Origin of the sequence: Shewanella dokdonensis, from assembly GCF_018394335.1 — a bacterium.
GTDB classification, from domain to species: Bacteria; Pseudomonadota; Gammaproteobacteria; order Enterobacterales; family Shewanellaceae; genus Shewanella; species Shewanella dokdonensis.
This window is the reverse complement of the sequence record NZ_CP074572.1, coordinates 332,245-352,515: the sequence shown is the minus strand read 5'-3', so window position 1 is coordinate 352,515 and position 20,271 is coordinate 332,245. Positions and strand designations below refer to the sequence as shown.

General features: G+C 50.9%; 21 protein-coding genes and 1 pseudogene. 12 read left to right on the top strand and 10 right to left on the bottom strand.

Annotation, left to right across the window (positions count from 1 at the left end):
* Positions 1–8: 8 nt before the first annotated feature.
* The 4 genes from hinT to KHX94_RS01660 are packed head-to-tail and all read left to right on the top strand — an operon-like array spanning position 9 to position 1,741.
* Positions 9–383 (top strand): purine nucleoside phosphoramidase, encoded by a 375-nt coding sequence (gene hinT, locus KHX94_RS01675; protein ID WP_213682138.1) that lies wholly within the window; start codon positions 9–11, stop codon positions 381–383.
* A complete protein-coding gene (locus KHX94_RS01670) occupies positions 380–883 on the top strand; it encodes a PaaI family thioesterase (RefSeq protein ID WP_213682137.1) in 504 nt (167 codons plus the stop codon). The genes hinT and KHX94_RS01670 overlap by 4 nt, the downstream gene beginning before the upstream one ends.
* Positions 880–1,335 carry a PaaI family thioesterase gene (locus KHX94_RS01665; RefSeq protein WP_213682136.1) on the top strand — a complete coding sequence of 152 codons (456 nt, stop codon included), beginning with the start codon at positions 880–882 and terminating at the stop codon, positions 1,333–1,335. The genes KHX94_RS01670 and KHX94_RS01665 overlap by 4 nt, the downstream gene beginning before the upstream one ends.
* Before the next feature lie 16 nt (positions 1,336–1,351).
* Positions 1,352–1,741, top strand: coding sequence for a YcfL family putative periplasmic lipoprotein (locus tag KHX94_RS01660; RefSeq protein WP_213682135.1), 390 nt, complete (start codon positions 1,352–1,354; stop codon positions 1,739–1,741).
* 98 nt (positions 1,742–1,839) lie between these two features.
* Here KHX94_RS01660 and KHX94_RS01655 read toward each other — a convergent pair whose 3' ends face one another.
* The 3 genes from KHX94_RS01655 to KHX94_RS01645 all read right to left on the bottom strand — a co-directional run bounded on the left by KHX94_RS01655 (position 1,840) and on the right by KHX94_RS01645 (position 3,838).
* Positions 1,840–2,307, bottom strand: coding sequence for an isochorismatase family protein (locus tag KHX94_RS01655; RefSeq protein WP_244859403.1), 468 nt, complete (start codon positions 2,305–2,307; stop codon positions 1,840–1,842).
* Positions 2,308–2,606: 299 nt separating this feature from the next.
* Positions 2,607–3,272 (bottom strand): MFS transporter, encoded by a 666-nt coding sequence (locus KHX94_RS01650; protein WP_213682134.1) that lies wholly within the window; start codon positions 3,270–3,272, stop codon positions 2,607–2,609.
* Positions 3,233–3,838 (bottom strand): MFS transporter, encoded by a 606-nt coding sequence (locus KHX94_RS01645; protein WP_213682133.1) that lies wholly within the window; start codon positions 3,836–3,838, stop codon positions 3,233–3,235. The genes KHX94_RS01650 and KHX94_RS01645 overlap by 40 nt, the downstream gene beginning before the upstream one ends.
* A gap of 140 nt (positions 3,839–3,978) precedes the next feature.
* On the opposite strand from KHX94_RS01645, the gene KHX94_RS01640 reads away from it, so the two are divergent.
* A complete protein-coding gene (locus KHX94_RS01640; protein WP_213682132.1) occupies positions 3,979–4,911 on the top strand; it encodes a LysR family transcriptional regulator in 933 nt (310 codons plus the stop codon).
* Between the two features lie 9 nt (positions 4,912–4,920).
* On the opposite strand, the gene KHX94_RS01635 is transcribed toward KHX94_RS01640, so the two are convergent.
* The 3 genes from KHX94_RS01635 to KHX94_RS21345 form a co-directional block, all read right to left on the bottom strand.
* On the bottom strand, positions 4,921–5,208 hold the full coding sequence (locus KHX94_RS01635) for a helix-hairpin-helix domain-containing protein (protein WP_213682131.1): 288 nt from the start codon (positions 5,206–5,208) through the stop codon (positions 4,921–4,923).
* Between the two features lie 126 nt (positions 5,209–5,334).
* Positions 5,335–5,982, bottom strand: coding sequence for a substrate binding domain-containing protein (locus tag KHX94_RS01630; protein WP_342345796.1), 648 nt, complete (start codon positions 5,980–5,982; stop codon positions 5,335–5,337).
* A complete protein-coding gene (locus tag KHX94_RS21345; protein ID WP_342345831.1) occupies positions 5,876–6,178 on the bottom strand; it encodes a helix-turn-helix domain-containing protein in 303 nt (100 codons plus the stop codon). Before KHX94_RS21345 ends, KHX94_RS01630 begins: the two co-directional genes overlap by 107 nt.
* 176 nt (positions 6,179–6,354) lie before the next feature.
* On the opposite strand from KHX94_RS21345, the gene KHX94_RS01625 reads away from it, so the two are divergent.
* Positions 6,355–7,014 (top strand): DsbA family protein, encoded by a 660-nt coding sequence (locus KHX94_RS01625; protein WP_213682130.1) that lies wholly within the window; start codon positions 6,355–6,357, stop codon positions 7,012–7,014.
* A 27-nt stretch (positions 7,015–7,041) separates the two neighbouring features.
* Entirely contained in the window at positions 7,042–7,908 is an 867-nt protein-coding gene (locus KHX94_RS01620) for a Vmh family MBL fold metallo-hydrolase (protein ID WP_213682129.1), read from the top strand.
* A gap of 107 nt (positions 7,909–8,015) precedes the next feature.
* Here the strand turns inward: KHX94_RS01620 and KHX94_RS01615 are convergent, their stop codons facing one another.
* Together KHX94_RS01615 and KHX94_RS01610 are read right to left on the bottom strand one after the other, a co-directional pair.
* Entirely contained in the window at positions 8,016–9,284 is a 1,269-nt protein-coding gene (locus KHX94_RS01615) for an O-acetylhomoserine aminocarboxypropyltransferase/cysteine synthase family protein (RefSeq protein ID WP_213682128.1), read from the bottom strand.
* A gap of 100 nt (positions 9,285–9,384) precedes the next feature.
* On the bottom strand, positions 9,385–10,167 hold the full coding sequence (locus KHX94_RS01610) for an AraC family transcriptional regulator (protein WP_213682127.1): 783 nt from the start codon (positions 10,165–10,167) through the stop codon (positions 9,385–9,387).
* Positions 10,168–10,292: 125 nt separating this feature from the next.
* Here KHX94_RS01610 and KHX94_RS01605 point away from each other — a divergent pair, with 125 nt between their 5' ends.
* The 5 genes and pseudogenes from KHX94_RS01605 (at position 10,293) to KHX94_RS01585 (ending at position 18,540) form a co-directional block, all read left to right on the top strand.
* Positions 10,293–11,276: a bile acid:sodium symporter family protein gene (locus tag KHX94_RS01605; protein ID WP_244859280.1), complete on the top strand. Its 984-nt coding sequence runs from the start codon at positions 10,293–10,295 to the stop codon at positions 11,274–11,276.
* Between the two features lie 119 nt (positions 11,277–11,395).
* Complete coding sequence (gene gstA, locus KHX94_RS01600) at positions 11,396–11,995, top strand: glutathione transferase GstA (RefSeq protein WP_213682125.1); 600 nt, start codon at positions 11,396–11,398, stop codon at positions 11,993–11,995.
* Between the two features lie 219 nt (positions 11,996–12,214).
* Complete coding sequence (locus KHX94_RS01595) at positions 12,215–13,099, top strand: ABC transporter ATP-binding protein (RefSeq protein WP_213682124.1); 885 nt, start codon at positions 12,215–12,217, stop codon at positions 13,097–13,099.
* A gap of 11 nt (positions 13,100–13,110) precedes the next feature.
* Positions 13,111–16,668 (top strand): ABC transporter permease/M1 family aminopeptidase, encoded by a 3,558-nt coding sequence (locus KHX94_RS01590; RefSeq protein WP_213682123.1) that lies wholly within the window; start codon positions 13,111–13,113, stop codon positions 16,666–16,668.
* 155 nt (positions 16,669–16,823) lie between these two features.
* Positions 16,824–18,540, top strand: a pseudogene (locus tag KHX94_RS01585) (phospho-sugar mutase).
* Between the two features lie 59 nt (positions 18,541–18,599).
* Here KHX94_RS01585 and KHX94_RS01580 read toward each other — a convergent pair.
* The gene (locus KHX94_RS01580) at positions 18,600–18,782 is read right to left on the bottom strand and encodes a YgaP family membrane protein (protein ID WP_213682122.1); all 183 of its coding nucleotides are present in this window, start codon (positions 18,780–18,782) and stop codon (positions 18,600–18,602) included.
* 117 nt (positions 18,783–18,899) lie between these two features.
* Positions 18,900–20,126, bottom strand: coding sequence for a GGDEF domain-containing protein (locus KHX94_RS01575; RefSeq protein WP_213682121.1), 1,227 nt, complete (start codon positions 20,124–20,126; stop codon positions 18,900–18,902).
* Positions 20,127–20,271: the final 145 nt, after the last annotated feature.

Here is a 20,271-nt window from a genome sequence, read left to right as displayed (position 1 = left end):
AGTGGACTATGGCCGAAGAAACCCTATTTAGTAAAATTGTACGGCGTGAAATTCCTGCGGATATCGTGTACCAGGATCATCTGGTCACGGCGTTTAGAGACATTGCACCTAAAGCGCCGGTGCATCTGTTAATTGTGCCTAATCATGTGATCCCAACGGTGAATGATGTGAAAGCGTCAGATGAACAGGCGCTCGGACGCATGTTCACTGTTGCTGCCAAATTGGCGGAAGAAGCGGGCATCGCTAAAGATGGTTATCGCCTGATCGTTAATTGTAATGAATATGGTGGTCAGGAAGTATTCCATGTGCACATGCACCTGCTAGGTGGTGAGCCATTGGGGCCGATGCTGAGTAGTAAAAGCATTGACAAGAGTGATAAATGAAAACCAATCCAGAATTCTTTCCGATGACCGGTCTGGCGACCCGCTTTGTGAATCAGTTAGTTCAGTGTCGCCGCCTAGGGTTGCGGGTACATGAAGCCAGCGAGCATCATGTATTGCTGGAATTACCCTATAACGAAGCATTGATTGGTTATCCTGATACCGGCGTGTTACATGGCGGCGTGCTCACCACCTTGATGGACACCGCCAGCGGTTGCGCCGTGGTCTGCGCCATCAAACAAAAATTTAATTCGTTAGAAATATCCCCCACGCTGGATTTGCGTGTGGATTACATGAAACCTGCACAACCACACCAACCAATATTCGGCTTTGCCGAGTGTTACCGCTTATCTTCCAGCGTGGCGTTCACCCGAGGTATTGCCTACCAGAACAGCATTGATGATCCCATTGCACACACAGTTGGCAGTTTTATGCGGATCAGCCCTGAAATGGTTGGTGATGCGTTCCGACAGGCGTTAATGGGGGATGAGCAACAGGCATGAGCGAGAACAAAACTCAGGTAAGTGATGTCAAAAGCCTGGTAGCTAAGGTTACTGAAACCAACGATTTTAATTATTTGCTGGAGCATGTGCCTTACGCTCGCTTTATTGGCATGGAAGTGAACCGTTTTGGTGATGAACTGGTGTTTTGCTTGCCGGCGAAAGAAGACAACATAGGTAACCCAGTGTTGCCCGCGCTGCATGGCGGGGTGATGGCAGGCTTTATGGAAATGTCGGCAATTATCCAATTGATGGTATTTATGCAAACCAGCAAAGTGCCTAAGGTTGTCGATTTCTCTGTCGATTATCTGCGCGCCGGTTACTATAAGGACACTTTTGCTGAATGTTACATCACCCGCCAAGGACGACGCGTGGCGAACGTGCATATCAACTGCTGGCAAACCAATCGCAAACAGCTGATTGCAACGGCGAGGGCACATTTTTTGATTGATTGATGAAGGAGTATCCAGAATGAAAACAGCTGTGCTAATGACAGTGGCGTTGCTGACGCTTGGAGCCTGCGCGACCAACACTGCCGGGATTTATGCAAGTTCTCAAGGAATTAACCGGGTCGATAATGTCAGCATTGGCCGCAAGGTCAGTCTGGAAGCCATAAAAGCCTATCCTGATGGCGGTCAGTTGAGCGGCTATGCCACCTTGCGTAGCCACGCATCTTACAATCTCAATCTGCAATATCGTGTCACTTGGTATGACGCCAATAACAACACTGTTGACGCAGAAAATATGAGCTGGGTGCCGGTGACATTACATGGTTTTCAGCAGGTTCAGGTGAAATCAACCGCCCCGAACGGCCGTGCCAGCTGGTTTGATATTCAGGTGCGAGAAATCATTCCTAACTAAACATCTCAACTAAGATATCATCTCAATTAAGCTGGATTCAGACTAAAAAACGTGGCATCAAGCCACGTTTTTTGAGGTCATTATCAACTCAATAAGACTTACAACACTTGTGTCGCTGGACATTGCTCCATTAGCGTCAGTTGTGCAGTTGGCACCGCCCGGATGGTAACGCCAAAACTGGTGATTGCTGGCAGAGTGCAGTTATGATGATGGCGGATACAGGCCGCATCGGCATGGGCTTTGTCCATGGTGGTATGGGCATCGGCCACGAGATCTACCGAATATCCCAGTGCCGCCGCACGGCGCACTGTGGTGTCAACGCAAAACTCGGTCGCAAAACCACAAATCACCAGATGGTCAATGCCATGTTGATCCAGCAACGGTTTTAAAATTGTGTTCTGGAATGAATCCGGCGTGCTTTTCTGGACAAACTGATCGCCATGGCGAACCAGTAAATCCAGTTGTAACTGCCAGTCATTGCTGCCGGGTTCCAGGCCTTTGCGCTGGTGTTGAATAAACACCACTGGATAACGTTGTGCGCGAGCCCATTCAGTGACCGCGTTGATGTTATCAATGGTGGCCGTAGCGCGATAGGGCAGTGGTTCCTGCTCGAAAAAGCGCGCTGTACATCTATGACCAATACCGCTGTTTTCATGTCATGCATTCCTTACTCTCAGTCATCACCTTGAGCGTTGATGACTGACTTGCTTTGCTGGGGAGAATCGGTGCAATTAACCGCACACGGTTGTCCAAATTACGCGGTTCACGAAAGAAAATTTGCGGTGTTGGTCAAAAAAACGACGGGATGACCGCAGTATTTCACTGTGCGTGAACTGCGGTCATGTTGCTAACGGCTGAGGATGTTCTACATCACATTATCGTAACTTATGGTGCGGCGTTCTGGCAGTAGCCGCAGCAACAGTGCCAGTGTGGAACTCAACGTGGCAAAGGCTATCACTGCCTGCCAACCCCAGAGGCCGAACAACTGGCTGGCAACAAAGCTGCCACTGGTCATGCCAATAAATACCCCGGCAAGCAGGATGGCATTGGCTCGGCTCATGGCCTGTGGCGCGGTGTTGTAAATAATGGTTTGGTGCGAAATCAAACACATCTGCACGCCCATATCAAAACTAACCGTCAGTATGGCTAATATTGGAAGATACCAGCTGGAATGGATCCAACTTCCGGCGGCCAACATCAGTAAAAATGATACGCTGGTGAGCAGTGCGCCAATTCTGGTCATGCGCTGTGGCCCAAAATGGTCGGCAGCTTTACCAAAAAGTGGTGCGGTGAGGGCGCCTACAGCACCCGCGAGTCCAAACAACCCAGCAGCACTACTGCCCAGATGAAAACTCTGGAACAGCATCAGCGCTAGCGTGGTCCAAAATGCACTGAACGCGGCGTTTAGCAGCCCTTGTGCCAAGGCGGCTTTTTGCAGACTCGGATACTTGACCAGCAAACTGAACAGTGAGCGATACAACTGGCCAACACTCAGGGTACTGGAGGGGTAAAGCGTGGTAAGGCGCGCCATAATAAAATCGTGACCAGTAACATGCTTGCGGCGGCGGCCAGATAAACACTGCGCCAGCCAAACCATTCACCGATAAAACCACTGATCACTCGAGATAACAGTATTCCGGTCAACAAGCCCGTCATCACCTGGCCTACAATCCGGCCGCGTTGGCTGCTGTCAGTCATTGCTGCTGCGGCGGGGATCACATCCTGCGCCATGGTGGCGGTAATGCCGACAATAAAGCTGGCAAGCAGCAATGGTGCCAACCCCGGGCTGACTGCCGTGAAGGCCAGTGCGGCGGCTAAGGCCAGGCCTTTAATGAGTATCACGCGGCGCCTGTCAAACTTGTCTCCGAGCGGGATCAGCAGCAACAGCCCGAGTGCATAACCCGCCTGCGTTAACGTTGGCAGCGTACCGACGGTGGCACTGTTCAGGTGAAAATCATTCCCCAGCAGCGCCAGTAACGGTTGACAATAATACAGCGAGGCTACGGCCATCCCTGCGGTCAGCGCCAACATGAAGATCAGGTAGCCGGGGATCCCGGCTTGTTGAGTGTTATGTGTATTGTGCATGGATTTCATCATGGTGTACCTACTGATTTCGATGGAAGTGATGATAATCCGCTGATATTTGCTGTGTAGATGGCTGGCTGGTAATCTTTGTATACGTAATGCGTATATGTGGTTGCTCGGCAGCGTTTCCATAACATGACTGGAGTGAAAGCATGGTGATTGCCAATGTGCCCGACCGGGTGGAACTGATGAAAACCTTCATCCGTATCGTTGAAGCAGGTTCAATGTCTGCGGCGGCGAAACAGATGGCCACCACACAGCCCACAATCAGTCGCCGTCTACAAACGTTAGAGCAGCAGTTGGGTCTGAAATTGCTGCACCGCTCTACCCATCAGTTCCGTTTGACCGAAGTCGGTGAGCGTTATTACGCGGGGGCGCGGGAACTGGTCGAGCGCTGGGACAGCTTTGACAGCGAACTGACCGGCGCGATTAGGGCGCCAGAAGGGATGTTGCGGGTTGTGGCACCGCATGCTTTTGGGCAGGATGCGTTGGTGGCGCCGTTGGTGGATTTTATGCGGCGATATCCCGATGTCTCGGTGCAATGGCTGCTGCATGATGATCGTGCCATCAAGGATTTTATCGCTTCGGATATTGATTGTGCCATTCAGGTGGGGGAAGTGAGCGATGCGAATATGGTGGCGATTAAACTGGCCGAAGTCCCTCGGATCCTCGTGGCGTCATCAGCGCTAGTGGCAACCTGGGGCGCACTGACACATCCGCGACAATTGCAGCAGAAACCCTGGTTGTCGCTGCAAACTTTTTACCGTAATGAGTTGACTCTGCATCACCACAGTGGTGAGCACTACACTTTGAAACTCACCCCTAAATTCTACACCGACAGTCTCTATGCCTTATGCAGCGCGGCCGTCAATGGACTGGGCATAGGTGTGGGATCTGCATGGTTGGTAGCAAAAGATGTGCGAGCCGGACGATTACAGCAGTTGTTACCTGGCTGGCAGGCGGCACCGTTACCGGTTTATATCGTCTATCCTTATGCCCGATTTTACCCGGCAAAGTTACGGCTGTTTGTCGATGAGATGAAAATACAGATGCCGCAGGTGATTAGCGCGCTCACAACCAGTTGAATAAGTGGGTTAGAGCGAATAACGGGCTTTCCGCTCTGCGGTGTAATGCCACCAAGGCGCGGCATCTTCTCCTTCAATAAAGCGGGTGATGGCAATAAATACATCGAGGACACAAGGGTCTTGGCGTTCACCTGTCAGGGCGCATAACGCCAGATATAACGCGTAGGGATCGCGCCCGTGCAGTTGCTGCGGTGTGCTAATGCCCAATCGTTGCAGATCGCCCGCCATAGCTTGGCCAACATTGGGCAAGTCGGTCAGTTGCTTTACCTGTTCACGCACCACTTTTGTTGGATTCATGTTGCCTCTTCCCCATTAGCAAATGACTGCGCTGGTTAACTTTCTCGGCGTTACGGTAACTTGCAAATACGCCCCGCGATAAGTGCTCATTGCCGCACCAGCGTAGCACGAGCAAAAACACTGGCGCTATGGTGAGTTGCTGGTCATTTGGGCTAACGCTTGCTGATCGGCTTGTTGCAGATAGTCCTGCAAGGCCGTCAGCAATAATTTCAAGGCTAATGGCTGATGCAAGCGACTGCGATAAATGCCATAGATCCCCAGTAATTGTGGTGGGTAGTCGCCAAGCAGCGGAATTAGCTGACCACTTTGGATATAAGGGGCGGCATCTAACGTCGGCAACATCGCAATACCTGCATCATTGAGGATGGCATCCAGTAAAATGGATGACTCATTAACGCACAGATTCCCTCGAATTGCTGCGTCAATGGGCTCGCCACCCGGCGCTGTAAACGACCAGTAGCCATCAGAAAAATTACTATAGTGCAAACAGTTATGGTTGATTAGCTGCGCGGGGGTTTGTGGCGAGCCATACTCGGCAAGATAGTTGGCACTGGCACATAGTACCGAACGGCAGTCACCCAGTTTTCTGGCAATAATATTGGGATCTAGCTCGTTAGTGATGCGCAGCGCCAGATCGATCCGTTCCGCCACTAAGTTAACGTTTTGATTACTGATCTGTACTTCCACTTTCAGGGCGGGATGTTGCTTGAGAAACTGCTGCAATAGCGGATTCAAGATCCGCTGTGCGGTGAAATGGGCGCAGGAAATACGCAAGGTTCCCGCCACCGTTTGTTGTAGTTCTACTTGGCTGATCCCTTCGGCGACTTGTAGCAGCGCTTGGGTTTGTAATAGCAGTTGCTCCTGCTGGCGTCAGGCTTAATTTGCGCGAGGAGCGATGCAATAAGCGCGTTCCGGCCCAGTCTTCCATTTCGGCTAAATAGCGACTGATCATCGGTCGCGACATCCCCATCGCCCGCGATGCGGCGCTTAAACTACCCAATTCACAAATACGATTAAATACCTGCGCAGCGGTGATCCTGTCCATTTATCTGCTCGATTTAAGAAACAAACTATGTCTTATTATGGGGATTTTGTTGCTGAAAATGAAACTTAAAATAGCAGCATAGATTGAACGCAGGAGATTTCATGATGACTCAAGCAACACAATTCACTTTGCACTGGATTATTGACCCGCTCTGTGGCTGGAGTTATGGCGCCTTACCACTACTACAAGCTACCGCCGCTGCATGGCCAAGCCAAAATGTTTTGCACTCAGGCGGCTTGTTTATCGGTTATAGCCGCCGTCGAATCGATGCCGACTGGCATCGGCATGTCAGTGAACACGATGCCCGTATTGCGGAACTGACCGGCGCAGTTTTTGGTGAGAATTACCGTCAGCACTTGTGCCGTGATCAGTCGGTGGTATTGGATTCACTGCCCGCCAGTGCGGCGATGCTAACACTGCAACAGCAAGATGATGGCGATGCGTTAGCGTTTCTTGCGGCAGCGCAGCACGCTTGGTATGTGGATGGCAAAGATATCACTCAGCCTGCGGTATTGAGCGCCTTGGCCGCAGATTTGGCGATAGACACTGGGCGGTGGCAACAAGCCAGCAGTGATGCGGCTAAAAAGCAGGCCACGCAAGCGATTGAGCAAACGCGGCAACTGATGGCTCAGCACGGTGCCCAAGGGTTTCCCAGTCTATTGCTGCAACGCGGTGAACAATTTATCAATGTGCCGGTTAACCGTTTTTATGGTGAGCCCGCAGCGTTAGTTAAGCAACTGCGCCAATGGTTATCGGCGTGAGTACAGAACAATCGAAAGGAGTAGCAAATGAAACAATTAGTTAAACTGTGGTGGGCCGCCGTTGCCGGGTTACTGGCGAGTGTTGCCAGCGCCAATGGCGCCACATTGCAATTACAGACGTACAATCCACAGCAGAATGGGATATTCCCCATCAGCTCGACTTTGATTAGTGGGCCGCATGAAGCCATGCTGGTTGACGCACAATTCAGCACCCAAGATGGTGCCGCACTGGTACAGCTCATTAAAGCAAGTGGCAAGCATTTGACCACCATTTTGATCACTTGTGGCGATCCTGATTTCTATTTTGGTTTACAGCCGATAGTGGCGGCGTTCCCAGATGCCAAAGTGGTTGCTACTCAAAAAGTCGTCGACCATATCAATGCCACAAAAGCGGCCAAAATTGCGTATTGGGGGCCGTTGTTAAAAGCTGGTGCACCCAGCAAAATCATTGTGCCGCAAGCAACAGATAAAACGCAGTTTACGGTTGACGGTGTAACGGTAGAGCTGCACAAAGCCAATGATTATGGTGCATTTTTGTGGATACCACAGAACCGTACGATTTTAGGTGGCGTGGCGGTGGTGTCTGGTCAACATGTGTGGACCGCAGATACCCAGAGTGTGGCTGCAAGACAAAGCTGGCGTGATGATCTGGATGCCATGTTAGCGCTTAACCCCGTAAAGGTGATCCCCGGACATTATATTCACGCTATGCCAGCGGGGGTAAAGGCGCTGGAATTTACTAAACAGTACCTGCAAGATTTTGATGCCGCACTAAAAAGCGAACATGGTTCAGCCGCTGTGGTGGCGGTAATGAAAGCCAAATACCCCACGTTGGCTGGTGAACAATCGCTGGAACTCAGTGCCAAAGTCAACACAGGCGAAATACAGTGGTAATTCAGTGTGGTTGATGATTGAGGCTATTTGAGTATGTAAGCAGAGAGCGCACTTCAAGTGCGCTCTCTGCTTGATAAGCTATCTTAGGACAAGACAAACACTAACGTTTAGGCGTTCAGCGCTTGATCCAGATCGGCGATGATGTCATCGATATGTTCAATACCGATAGACAGGCGGATCATTTCGGGTTTCACGCCAGCCTGCAACTGCTCCTGTGGCGCCATCTGGCGATGAGTGGTTGACGCAGGGTGACAGGCCAACGTTTTGGCATCGCCAATGTTGACCAAGCGTTTAATCATCTTTAATGCATCATAAAATCGTACTCCGGCCTCGTAGCCGTCTTTCAACCCAAACGACAAAATGGCCGAAGGGTTTCCGTGCATATATTTTTGCGCCAGCGGATAGTAAGGCGACTCTTGTAACCCGGCGTAGCTTACCCAACTGACTTTCGCGTGATCTTTAAGAAACTGGGCGACCTTGGCGGCATTGTAGCAATGGCGCTCCATCCGCAGTGGCAGAGTTTCCAATCCTTGCAACAGTAAAAAGGCATTCATGGGCGATAGCGTTGAGCCGGTGTTACGCAAAGGTACGGTACGCGCGCGGCCAATAAAGGCGGCAGCACCAAACGCTTCGGTATAAATCACTCCGTGGTAAGACGGCTCTGGTTGATTGAATACCGGAAAGCGGGCTTTGTGTTCCGCCCAGGGGAATTTGCCTGAATCGACAATCACGCCACCCAAGGAGGTACCATGGCCGCCAACGTATTTGGTGATGGAATGCACAACGATATCGGCGCCAAATTGGATGGGTTTGCACAGTACCGGGCTGGCAACCGTGTTATCGACAATCACAGGCACGCCTTGTGCGTGCGCCAGTTTGGCAATGTTTTCCAGATCGGCAATATTACCAGCAGGATTACCGATGGATTCACAATACACGGCTTTGGTCTGGTCGTCGATAAGCGCGGCTAGGCTCTCGGGTTTATCATCTTTGGCAAATTTTACCTTGATGCCAAGGCTGGGCAGCATATGGGCAAACAGGGTGTAGGTGCCGCCGTATAACTGTGGTGTGGAGACAATGTTATCGCCGGCCTGAGCCAAGGTCAGAATGGCATAGTTGACGGCCGCGGCTCCAGCACTGACCACCAGTGCGCCTATGCCGCCTTCCAGCGCTGCCAGTCGCTGTTCCAGCACATCATTGGTTGGGTTCATCAAGCGGGTGTAGATATTACCGGGAACGGCCAGATTGAACAGATCGGCTCCGTGTTGGGCATTATCAAATTCGTAGGCAACGGTTTGGAAAATTGGCACCGCGACAGACTTGGTGGTGGGATCAGTTTGATAGCCATAATGGATGGCAATGGTTTCATCTTTCATGAGGCACTTCCGTTAGCAATGATGCCGTTATAGAAGCACATAAGCCATATGCCGGAAAGGGTGTCAGTTCAAAATTCAGCGGTTTACTCTTAGGTTATTGTCACTGCTTGAAATACTGTCCCGGCGTTTTACCAAACTGTTCGCGAAAGGCCGATACAAAAGCGGATACCGAATCATAACCACAGTCCAATGCCACCGTGGTGACCGCTTTGCCATCCCGCAAGGCTTCTAGCGCTTTAAAGAGCCGTAATGCCCGTCGCCATTGGCGGAAGGTCATGCCAGTTTCTGCCTTGAATAAACGGCTGACACTGCGATCGCTTAGCCCCAGCCTGGAAGCCAGTTGTGCCAGCGGAAGTTGTTGATCTTCTACCTGCAACTGCTGACACAGCGTTTGCAAGCGCCGATCCTCCGGCATGGGCAATTGCAATGGCGCTGAGGGCAGTTGCGCCAATTGATCCAATAGCACTTGTGCTAAGCGAGCCGCCGCCGTTGCTGGGGCATATTCTGCCGGGTTGACACTGAATTGGATGATCAACTCGCGCACCAGCGGGGTAATTTCACATACCAGTGGTTGCTGCCAACGTGGTTGCGATAGTTGGTTGCTGTCAACATATAGACTGCGCATCACAGCTGCGCCGCCAGAGACTACTTCGTGCTGTTCGTGTGCGGGAAGCCAGATGGCATATTGCGGCGGTGCCACATAACGGCCGCGACGGGTATTGACCACCAAAATACCAGACAAGGCATAAGACAGTTGGCCCCAGGGATGACAATGCCACTCGGTCTGACTGCCGTTATCACTCCAAGATTCGGCACGCGCATAAATAGGGCGCGGCAACTCAGTCAAGGCCGGGATCAAACGTTTTTGTCTTGTTTTCGACATTCTATTGGTTTTTGCCGTTAGCCGGAAAATAACAGCAGTTTACGCTATGGCAACTGATAATGCGTTAGTGATGGCGCATCTGTGGGCAGTTTATTTGGAAGACAATCATGGTACAGCTTAAATCAATGCTGAAAATTATAAAGAAAGAATGGTTCCTGTTAGGGATGGTCGTGGCGATTGCCTTGGCCGCTATATTACCAGTCCCCGGGCACTCTGGTGGTATCTTGCATCTGGAAAAAGTGACCGCAGTGGGCATTGGTATCATCTTTTTCCTGCACGGGATTGGTCTGTCGCCTGCCGCTATTCGTGCCGGGCTTGGCAACTGGCGCTTGCACCTGCTGACCCAAAGCACCACCTTTGTGTTATATCCACTGTTATGGCTTTGTTTTGCTTGGTTGTTCAATCTGTTATTGCCTGCGGCTTTGGCCTTGGGATTTTGTTATTTGCTAGTGTTGCCTAGCACTATCTCTTCATCTGTAGCTATGACGAGTGTGGCTCACGGCAATGTGCCCGGGGCGATTTTTAATGCCTCGCTATCCAATGTGATCGGCATTTTCATTACCCCTTTGTTAGTTGGCTGGTTTATGGGCGTTGCGGGTGGGTCGCTGGATCTGACTCACACCATTATCAGTATTGCCAAAATGCTGCTGTTGCCTATGTTGGCCGGGCAGTTGCTGCGCCCTAAATTGCTGGGATGGGTACAACAACATAAATCCTTTACCGGAAAGGTAGATAAGCTGGTGATCCTGCTGATTATCTACAACGCCTTCTGTGATTCGGTGATGCAAGGCATCTGGCATGATTTCTCTGTGCCTATGCTAGCCACCACCATTGTGCTGTGTGTGCTGATCTTGCTGCTGGTGGTATTTCTGTTACAGCGGCTGACCAAAGGTTTGGGGTTCCCGGTGGAAGATGAAATCGCCGCGCTATTTTGCGGTACCAAGAAGACTTTGGCGGCCGGAGTGCCGATGGCTAAAGTGATTTTTGGTGCCGATCCGCGCTTGGGAATGTTGTTACTGCCAATTATGTTATATCACCCGTTGCAGATTTTTTACTGTGCGATTTTGGCTAATCGCTATGCTAAACGTCCACAATTGGCGGCGGCCTAAGTTGGTTTTGACGTTAACGACAGATACTAACTTTAGGGTAAGTATTTGTCGGCCGTTAGCTGGCCGCTAGACTGCTCATACTTCATTAGGAAGGTAACCAATCAAGGATTATTTTATTCATGAAACTTTACTTTACTCCTGGCGCCTGCTCACTCGTACCCCATATTTTGCTTGAAGAATTAGGGCTGGCACACGAGTTGGAACAGGTGGATTTGACAACAAAAATCACTAAAAGTGGTGCAGATTTTTCAGCCATCAACAGTAAGGGATATGTACCGGCGTTGGCGCTGGATAACGGCCATATACTGACCGAAGTGTCAGTGTTAGCACAGTACCTGTGTGATCAGCGGCCAGACGCTGGGCTGATCCCTGCTACTGGCGAAGCGCGTTATCAACTGTTGAGCCTGTTGGTGTATATCTCTACCGAAATCCACAAACCTATGGGTTCTTTATTTAATCCTAAGGCGAGTGTTGATGCCCGGGCCGCAGCTCAAGCATTGTTAACTCGCCGCCTTGACTGGATTAGCGCAGAACTCGGCGACAAGCCTTATTTGAGCGGAAGTTATAGTGCCGCCGATGCCTATCTGTTTACCGTGCTCAATTGGGCGAACTTGGTAAAATTTGATTTGAGCCGCTGGCCAACACTGCAGGCGCATAATGCTCGGGTGGCGCAGCGTCCTGCCGTGCAGCAGGCGATGAAAGCTGAAGGTTTACTCTGAGATGAGGTTATCACCATTGGCATTGAAGGTAATGCTGATGGTTGAAAATAACCTAGTGAGCAGTGGCATTTCGCCGCTGCTTTTTTGTGCCCATATCGCATATCAAGACTGTATAAGAATAATCTAATTGTATGATTTTTGTTACAATTAGATAAACTGCAGGGGCACAAAATCATGTTAGTTTAAAACACAATAGGCCTTTTTTAGCAGGAAGCAACTATGCTGAGCATTCAATCTTTAAGCAAAACCTACAGCAACGGTGTTAAAGCACTGGACAATGTGACATTGGAGATCCCCAAGGGAATGTTTGGCTTGTTAGGTCCAAACGGTGCCGGAAAATCTTCCTTAATGCGCACGATTGCCGCCTTACAATCCGCTGACAGTGGCAGCATAGTTTTCGATGGTATTGACGTATTACGCGAACCCCAACGGTTGCGCCAAACACTGGGATACCTGCCTCAGGATTTTGACGTTTATCCGCGGATCAGTGCCTGGGATTTACTGGAACATCTAGCGATTCTTAAAGGCATCAATCATAAAGCTGAGCGCCGCGAAGTGGTGGCCGGCTTGCTGGCGCATACCAATCTCTATCAGCATCGAAATAAAGCCGTGAGTGGTTTTTCCGGCGGTATGCGGCAGCGTTTTGGTATCGCCCAGGCATTGTTGGGCGATCCTAAGTTACTGATTGTGGATGAGCCAACCGCTGGGTTGGACCCAGAAGAACGTAACCGCTTTCATAATCTGCTGGTGAGTCTGGGAGAAGATAAAGTGGTGATCCTGTCGACTCACATTGTGGACGACGTCTCAGAACTCTGTGCCAATATGGCGGTGTTGGCTAGTGGGCAGATCCTCCTGAAAGGTGCGCCGCATCAGTTACTGGAATCACTACAAAGCCGCATCTGGACTAAAACCGTGAGCCAGGCCGAAGCGACCGAACTAGAGCAACATCTGCAAGTTATCTCCAAACGGTTACACGGTGGGCTAACGGTTCTTAATGTCCTTGCCGAGCAAGCCCCAGAGGGTTTTGCTGAAGCAACCCCAGGCTTGGAAGATCTGTATTTTTCAACGCTGCACCGTCATCGCAGCGCCAACAAAGCGGCTTGAGGAGATAACCTATGTTGTTAGCTCTATTACGTTTTGAATGGCGTTATTATCTGCGTCAGCCATCTTTCTATGTGGTGGCATTATTACTGTTTTTTATCAGTTTTTTTGCTGTTGTCTCCGAAAATGTCCGCATTGGCGGCGGTGGCGAGGTACTGAAAAACAGCCCGTTTGCTATTTCGCAAACACTGCTGATCATGGGCATTATCAGTATGTTTGCCGTGGTGAATTTTGTTGGTTCTACCGCGGTACGCAATCAGCAGTGCCAGATGGAGGAGATCCTCTACAGCAAACCGTTGCAACCACTGGCCTACCATTTGGGACGCTTCATTGGCAGTTACCTAGTGGTGCTGGCCGTGTTTGCTTTTGTGCCGCTGGCGATGTGGCTAGGCAGTTATATGCCTTGGGTTGATGCCAGTCGCTTTGGCCCTAATCGGTTAGCCTATTATCTGGTACCGTTTGTGACGCTTTCCATGCCAACGCTGTTGCTGTTATCGGCGTTGTTTTATGCCATGGCTAGCCGCTTTCGCTCGATGATGGGGATGTACCTTACCGCGGTGCTGCTGTTTGTTCTGTATAACCTCAGCGGTGAAATGGCCAGCCAGCCACAGTATCGTAATATTGCGGCGATTCTCGACCCCTTTGGTTTACGCGCTTTTGCGGATGTGTCCCGTTACTGGACCATGAGTGAGAAAAATACACTGGTGGCCGGACTACATGGTGTATTGCTGTTAAATCGTGGCTTGTGGCTGGTAGTGGCATTGCTGCTGTTATTGCTAAGTGGCATCTGGCGCTACCCACAATTAGTGCAGAAGAAAGAGCGTAAGACCAAGAAGGTCGATGCTATCCCCACACTGAAACCACTGTCACAACTGTTATTGCCCACCGCGCCTTCGGTGTTTTCCCAGTTCAATACCCGAGTCAAGTTTGAGATCCGCCAGGTATTGCTGAGCGCTTCTTTCATGGTGCTAGGCGCAATTACGATATTTACGCTCGGCAGCCAACTGCTGGGGAGTTACGGCTGGTACGGCACTTCGGATTGGCCCGTGACGCAAAACATGGTTGATAACATCTCCGGTGCCACCAGTCTGCTGATGGTATTGGTGCTCATTTATTACAGTGCGGAAATTGTCTGGCGAGAACGCAGTTCTGGCATGGGCGATATCATTGACTCACTGCCAGTACCTAATCTGGTGTTTTGGAGCTCTAAGCTGCTGTCTACCATGCTGGTGATGCTGTTGCTGTATGTGCTGGCGACGGCCACCACCATCGTTTTTCAGCTGTTCAAGGGGCAGTACAACCTGGAACTGGCGCAATATGCTATCCGGCTGGGTTATTTTAATCTGCTGCCACTGTTTCTCTCGGTGATCTTGGCGTTTTTCCTGCAAGTGGTGAGCCCCAATAAATATGCCGGGATGGGGCTGTTTATCGCCTATTTCTTGACATCCTTGGTGATGGCGAACTGGGGCCTAGGGCATTCGCTGTATAACTTCGGGCAGTCGCCATTTATGCGCTATTCCGACATGAATGGCTACGGCTGGAGTCTTAAAACCCACACCCTTTACCTGATTTACTGGGGCGCATTCAGCTTGATCCTGTTTGTGGTGGGATATGCGTTGTACCACCGTGGCCCACAGCAAGGCTTGCGTTATCGTTTAGCCATGCTGGGTCAACAAATGGGAACGGTTGGCAAACTGAGCGTCGCGGCGGCAACCGTGTTGTTTGTGTTGATGGGTAGTTATCTGTTCTATCAAACCACAGTGGTGAATGAGTATGTGACCTCAGAAGCGCAGATGGATCTGCAAGCCGATTATGAAAAGCTGTACAAACAGTACGAGTCTCAACCTGGGTTAACCACCACAGCGGTTAATGCCGCCATCGATATTTTCCCCGAGCGGCGGGCGATTAAAGCAGATGTCTCGGTCAATTGGCAGAATCGTTCGGGCGAGGCGATTTCGCGGATCCTGGTCAATCTGCCGTCACATACCAAAGCCACTGATCTGCAAATTGATATTCCAGGTGCCACGCTGGGCGAGTTTGATGATAAGTATCATGTCGCCTGGCTGGAGTTTGCTCAACCACTGGCGCCTGCAACCGCTATCAGCGGTCATATCCGCTTGCTGCGCCAGACCGTGGGCATAGAAGAAAGCGGCTTCGATTACGAAGTGGTGCATAACGGTACTTTTATCAATAACTGGAGCTTACTGCCGCGTTTTGGCTACAACGCCGGCTATGAGCTGGATGACCGCCATGAGCGTGAAAAACGCGGGCTACAAGATAGACCGCGGGCGCATAAACTGGAAGACAGCCGTTTCTATACCCAGAACTTCTTTGGGGTTGATGGCGGTTTTATCGATTTCCAGGCAACGGTATCTACCTCGGCCGATCAAGTCGCGATAGTGCCGGGATATCTGCAAAAAGAGTGGCAGGAAAACGGTCGCCGTTACTTCCATTATCAGATGGATAGTCCGATGGTGAATTTCTACTCGATCCTGTCGGGGCACTATGCGCTGAAAAAACAGGATTACAAAGGGATTGCCATTGAAGTCTATTATCATCCGACTCACGGTTGGAACGTAGACCGAATGATGGAAGCCGTGCGTGATGCCATCGACTATTACAGTCAGGCATTTGGCCCGTATCAGCATCGACAACTGCGGATTATCGAGTTCCCTGGGTATCGCTCGTTTGCCCAAAGCTTTGCCAATACAGTGCCTTACTCCGAAAAAATTGGGTTTGTCACCGATTTACGCGATGGGGAAAAAATTGATCCTGTGTACTACGTGACCGCCCATGAAGTGGCCCATCAGTGGTGGGGACATCAACTGGGGGCGGCCGATGTACAGGGCAGTGCGGTATTGTCCGAAAGCCTGTCGCAGTACTCGGCGCTGATGGTCTTGCAACATAAATATGGCGCTGAGATTTTGCGTAAATTCCTCAAGTATGAGTTGGATCGTTACCTGCGTGGTCGCTCGGCCGAGCAGAAAGAGGAATTGCCACTGTTGCGTACCGAAGGCCAGAGTTATATCCACTACCAGAAAGGCTCGGTGATCATGATGGCGATTGCAGATCATCTGGGAGAACAGCGTCTTAATGACAATCTGAAGGCATTTTTGGAGCGCTATCGTTATCGTAACGATCCTTATCCGACCACGCTGGATCTGCTGACATATCTGCAACGTGATACTAGCGCTGAACAGTCGCAGTTTATCGATGAGTCCTTCCGCGATATCACGCTGTACGATTTGCGGATGACCAAAGCGACGGTTGTGGCGCTGGATGATGGTAAGTTCAAGGTCAGTATGGATATTTTTGCCCAGCGAAAAGTCGCTGACGGGCAGGGTAAAGAGACCGAAAAACCCTTGAATGAAGCGATTGATATCGGTGCTTTCAGTGCTGATCCAGACAAACTGCAAAATCCGCAACAGGTGCTGCTGTTACAGAAATATCCACTGCACAGTGGTGACAATCATCTGGAGATTATACTCGATAGCAAGCCTGCTTATGTGGGGGTTGATCCTTATGTGAAGCTGGTGGACCGCGATGCGGCCGATAATATTTACAAGCTCTAACCGCTGAGCGTGGTTAAACGTTAAATCCCGGTAACTGTTGGGTTACCGGGATTTTTTTGTCATGGATAAATGGCCGTATCATGTTGATGGTGCTTGAGCTAGGCGCACAATTTGCCTAAGGTGATGCCTCTGAATTGCCATTAATGAGGATGAAAATGGACAGTCGATTGGCAATGCAACTTAACGCCTGGTTGGCGCTGGACCCAGATCCGCGAACCCGCGAAGAATTGCAGCGTTTGGCACAGCCGGGCCATGAGCATGAATTGGCGGCGCGCTTTGCCGGGCGCCTAGCCTTTGGCACCGCTGGCTTGCGTGGGGAGGTCGGTGCCGGCCCCAGCAGAATGAACCAGCTTGTGATCCGCCAAACAGCGGCAGGGCTGGGGCAATATCTGCTACAGCAGTTAGCGGATGCTAAAAGCCGTGGTGTGGTAATTGGGTACGATGGCCGCTTGGACTCCGCCCGGTTTGCGCAAGAAACCGCCATGGTACTGACCGCGCTGGGTATTAACGTGCGTCTTACCCGCCGTGTTTGTCCCACCCCTTAGTTGCGTACGGCGTTAAACATTTCGGTGCTGCGGCTGGCGTGGTGGTTACTGCCAGTCACAATCCGCCGCAATATAATGGTTTTAAAGTGTATTGGGGCAATGGTGCCCAGATTATTCCGCCACATGATGCGGGGATCGCGGCGTGTATCGAATACGCTGCTCACCAGCCAGTGACGCTACAATCTTTGCTGGATGCCGAACAGAACGGGCAACTGCAATGGCTGGATGATGATTTTTTCCAGAGTTATCGCGATGCTATTTGGCAGAGCCCTTTGTTACAGGCAGATGCGGCGGACAAGACTATTGGGATTGCCTATACCGCCATGCACGGCGTGGGGGCCCAGATGGCCAAAACGCTATTGGCAGATGCAGGATTCCAGCAGCTGTATTCCGTTGCGGCCCAAGAGCAGCCTGATGGCCACTTCCCTACCGTTAATTTCCCCAACCCAGAAGAACCGGGGGCGATGGATTTGGTGATAGCCGAAGCCAGACAACATCATGCCTTGCTGGCATGTGCCAACGATCCTGACGCCGACAGGTTTGCGGTTGCGGTACGACGTGGTGATGATTATCAGCAGTTGTCTGGCGATCAGGTGGGCATTCTATTGGGGCATTATCTGCTGCATAAAGCGCCAGCGCATCAACGTTTGGTGGGCACCACCATAGTGTCATCGGCATTGCTTGAGCAGATCGCCTTGGCTGCCGGTGGCGAGTGTTATACCACTTTAACTGGCTTTAAGTGGTTAGCCAATGTGGGCATGAAACAGCAAACCGCAGCGCAACAGTTTCTGTTCGCCTATGAAGAGGCTCTGGGATATATCGTTGGCAGTTTGGTGTGGGATAAAGATGGATTATCCGCCCTGTTGGCTTTTGCGCAGATGACGGCCGAATTAACCGCGAAGGGCATGACTATCTGGCAGCAACTGGAGGCTATTTATCGGCAACATGGCATGTATCTCAGTCGACAGGTGAGTATTGCCTTGAAGCCAGATACTGCCGATATCGGTGCTTGGTTGCGGCAAAATCCCCCACAAGCATTGCTGGCATGACAGTTTTGTCGGTGGCAGATCTTAAGCAGGGTCAGCATATTTTTGCCGATGGCCGAGTTGAGCCCATCCCATTACCGAGCAGTGATGTGCTGATTTATCATTTGGAAAACGGTGGTCGGGTGGTGGTGCGGCCGTCAGGCACCGAGCCTAAAATTAAATGTTACTACCAGTTAGTGGAACAGCTAGTGGCGCAGGATGAACTGGTGGCCGCAGAGCTGCGTGGTAATGCGCGTATGGATGCTTTTGTGCAATTGCATCAGGCGTCATTACCCCAATGAGTGGTGAGATATAACAATAAAAACGCCGACATAACGTCGGCGTTGGTTTCTGTAAACGCTTATTTTTTACAGCTGGAAATCCCAAACGGGACATAGAGTGGACACCAGCCTATCGCCGCCGTTAGTAGCGGAATGACGCCGATAATGCCCCACCACGACTGGTAATAATAACCTGCGGCCATAATGGCTAAACCGATAATTACCCGGATGACTTTGTCAGTTGTTCCCACATTACATTGCATAGCGATTCACCTCTTAGCTCATGGCTCATTCTATGAATGGGCAATTGTTGGAAATTTGTGACTAAGTGTCATTATGCTACCAGCAACAGCGACTTACCATGATTTCGTGGAGATAAACTACAGTATAATTACGCAGTTTCGGCCTTGTTCTTTCGCCTTGTAAAGCGCCTTGTCGGCGGCTTTGATAATCTGCTCGGGCAGTTCTCGCCCCTGGGCCTGTTCGGAAACACCAATACTGACGGTGATCTGTACCTTTTTCTGTGTGGCGCTTGAGCTCTTGCCGCGCTGTTCGGCCGTGGCGGTTTTCCGGCGGGAGCGATCTCTGACAATAAATGGGGTGTTGGCGATTAGCGCTCTGATTTCATCCAGATACTCTGCGGCTTCTTGTTTACCCATGCCGTTAAAGATAAAGGTGAACTCTTCACCACCATAACGGAATACTTCGCCTCCGCCGCCAACCTGAGCAATCTTACTGGCCACCATGGCCAGTACATCATCGCCTACATCATGGCCAAAGCTGTCGTTGAATTTCTTGAAATGGTCAATATCCAGCATCGCCAGCGAATAGTGCCGCGACAGTCCTGCCAGCCGTTCAAACAGCTTACGCCGTCCATTAAGCCCGGTCAGTGGGTCGCGATAAGCCAGATCATGGGAGGTTTTAATGCCCGTTAACAGGGCAATGGCCAGCGCCGCTGTGGCAAAAATACTGGAAATGTAGGGCGTGTCCAGGCAGTAAAGGGGCACTATGTTAGCCAGCATCACAAAGAATAGGCCGATCTGAATAGTACCTTTACGCCACAGGCACAATCCCAGACTCAGTATCAGCATGGCGAGGGAAAATAGCAGTCCGTTGACGCTGACCACCATCTGCGCATAACTGCGCGGTGCAAAATAGTTGTCGAGCCAAGCGATAATGCTGGCACCATTGAGCACGTAAAAGGCGGCGGCTAATCCCGCCACCATCAACGCCAAGCCACCGAGGACAAAGGCGTTAGGATGCGTTAGCCCACGTTCGGTAACCAGTTGATTGCACAACATCAGCAGTGGCATGGCGAGCACCAGCAAGGTGTATACGTAGCGTACCAGCTCTGCGGTAATGGGCGACTGCAAGTAGCTGCGGATCAGCAGATAATTAGCCACGGTTAGCAGTACGCTCAGCAGTAATTGCCGTTTCGAAAACTGTAGCGCAATAAAGGTGCCTATTGCCCCCAGAGCATAAGGCAGCCACAGCAGGGCGGTTAGCCACTCGCCGGTAATCTTGTCATGGAAAAACACCGCAATCGTGGCAGCGGCCAAGATAAGCAGCGGCGCAATAAAGCCGTTGATTAAGTGATTCTGTGCCATTGATCTGTCACTAATTCGTGCATGGATGATGGTTGGTCGTTACCGTATGGGCTTCGGCATTGTATCTAACCCAGCTGTTTTTGCTACCGACAAACCCAAAAGCATGGAGTAAGCCATAAAAATGGCGGGAATTAACCGGTGGCAG

Bases quoted from the DNA above. Each gene is read 5' to 3' on its own strand.
- hinT (WP_213682138.1), top strand. From the start codon at position 9: ATGGCCGAAGAAACCCTATTTAGTAAAATTGTACGGCGTGAAATTCCT.
- KHX94_RS01620 (WP_213682129.1), top strand. From the start codon at position 7,042: ATGAAACAATTAGTTAAACTGTGGTGGGCCGCCGTTGCCGGGTTACTG.
- KHX94_RS21345 (WP_342345831.1), bottom strand. From the start codon at position 6,178: ATGGGGATGTCGCGACCGATGATCAGTCGCTATTTAGCCGAAATGGAA.
- KHX94_RS01640 (WP_213682132.1), top strand. From the start codon at position 3,979: ATGGTGATTGCCAATGTGCCCGACCGGGTGGAACTGATGAAAACCTTC.
- KHX94_RS01575 (WP_213682121.1), bottom strand. From the start codon at position 20,126: ATGGCACAGAATCACTTAATCAACGGCTTTATTGCGCCGCTGCTTATC.
- gstA (WP_213682125.1), top strand. From the start codon at position 11,396: ATGAAACTTTACTTTACTCCTGGCGCCTGCTCACTCGTACCCCATATT.
- KHX94_RS01590 (WP_213682123.1), top strand. From the start codon at position 13,111: ATGTTGTTAGCTCTATTACGTTTTGAATGGCGTTATTATCTGCGTCAG.
- KHX94_RS01595 (WP_213682124.1), top strand. From the start codon at position 12,215: ATGCTGAGCATTCAATCTTTAAGCAAAACCTACAGCAACGGTGTTAAA.
- KHX94_RS01625 (WP_213682130.1), top strand. From the start codon at position 6,355: ATGATGACTCAAGCAACACAATTCACTTTGCACTGGATTATTGACCCG.
- KHX94_RS01635 (WP_213682131.1), bottom strand. From the start codon at position 5,208: ATGAATCCAACAAAAGTGGTGCGTGAACAGGTAAAGCAACTGACCGAC.
- KHX94_RS01645 (WP_213682133.1), bottom strand. From the start codon at position 3,838: ATGATGAAATCCATGCACAATACACATAACACTCAACAAGCCGGGATC.
- KHX94_RS01665 (WP_213682136.1), top strand. From the start codon at position 880: ATGAGCGAGAACAAAACTCAGGTAAGTGATGTCAAAAGCCTGGTAGCT.
- KHX94_RS01615 (WP_213682128.1), bottom strand. From the start codon at position 9,284: ATGAAAGATGAAACCATTGCCATCCATTATGGCTATCAAACTGATCCC.
- KHX94_RS01580 (WP_213682122.1), bottom strand. From the start codon at position 18,782: ATGCAATGTAATGTGGGAACAACTGACAAAGTCATCCGGGTAATTATC.
- KHX94_RS01670 (WP_213682137.1), top strand. From the start codon at position 380: ATGAAAACCAATCCAGAATTCTTTCCGATGACCGGTCTGGCGACCCGC.
- KHX94_RS01650 (WP_213682134.1), bottom strand. From the start codon at position 3,272: ATGGCGCGCCTTACCACGCTTTACCCCTCCAGTACCCTGAGTGTTGGC.
- KHX94_RS01610 (WP_213682127.1), bottom strand. From the start codon at position 10,167: ATGTCGAAAACAAGACAAAAACGTTTGATCCCGGCCTTGACTGAGTTG.
- KHX94_RS01660 (WP_213682135.1), top strand. From the start codon at position 1,352: ATGAAAACAGCTGTGCTAATGACAGTGGCGTTGCTGACGCTTGGAGCC.
- KHX94_RS01605 (WP_244859280.1), top strand. From the start codon at position 10,293: ATGCTGAAAATTATAAAGAAAGAATGGTTCCTGTTAGGGATGGTCGTG.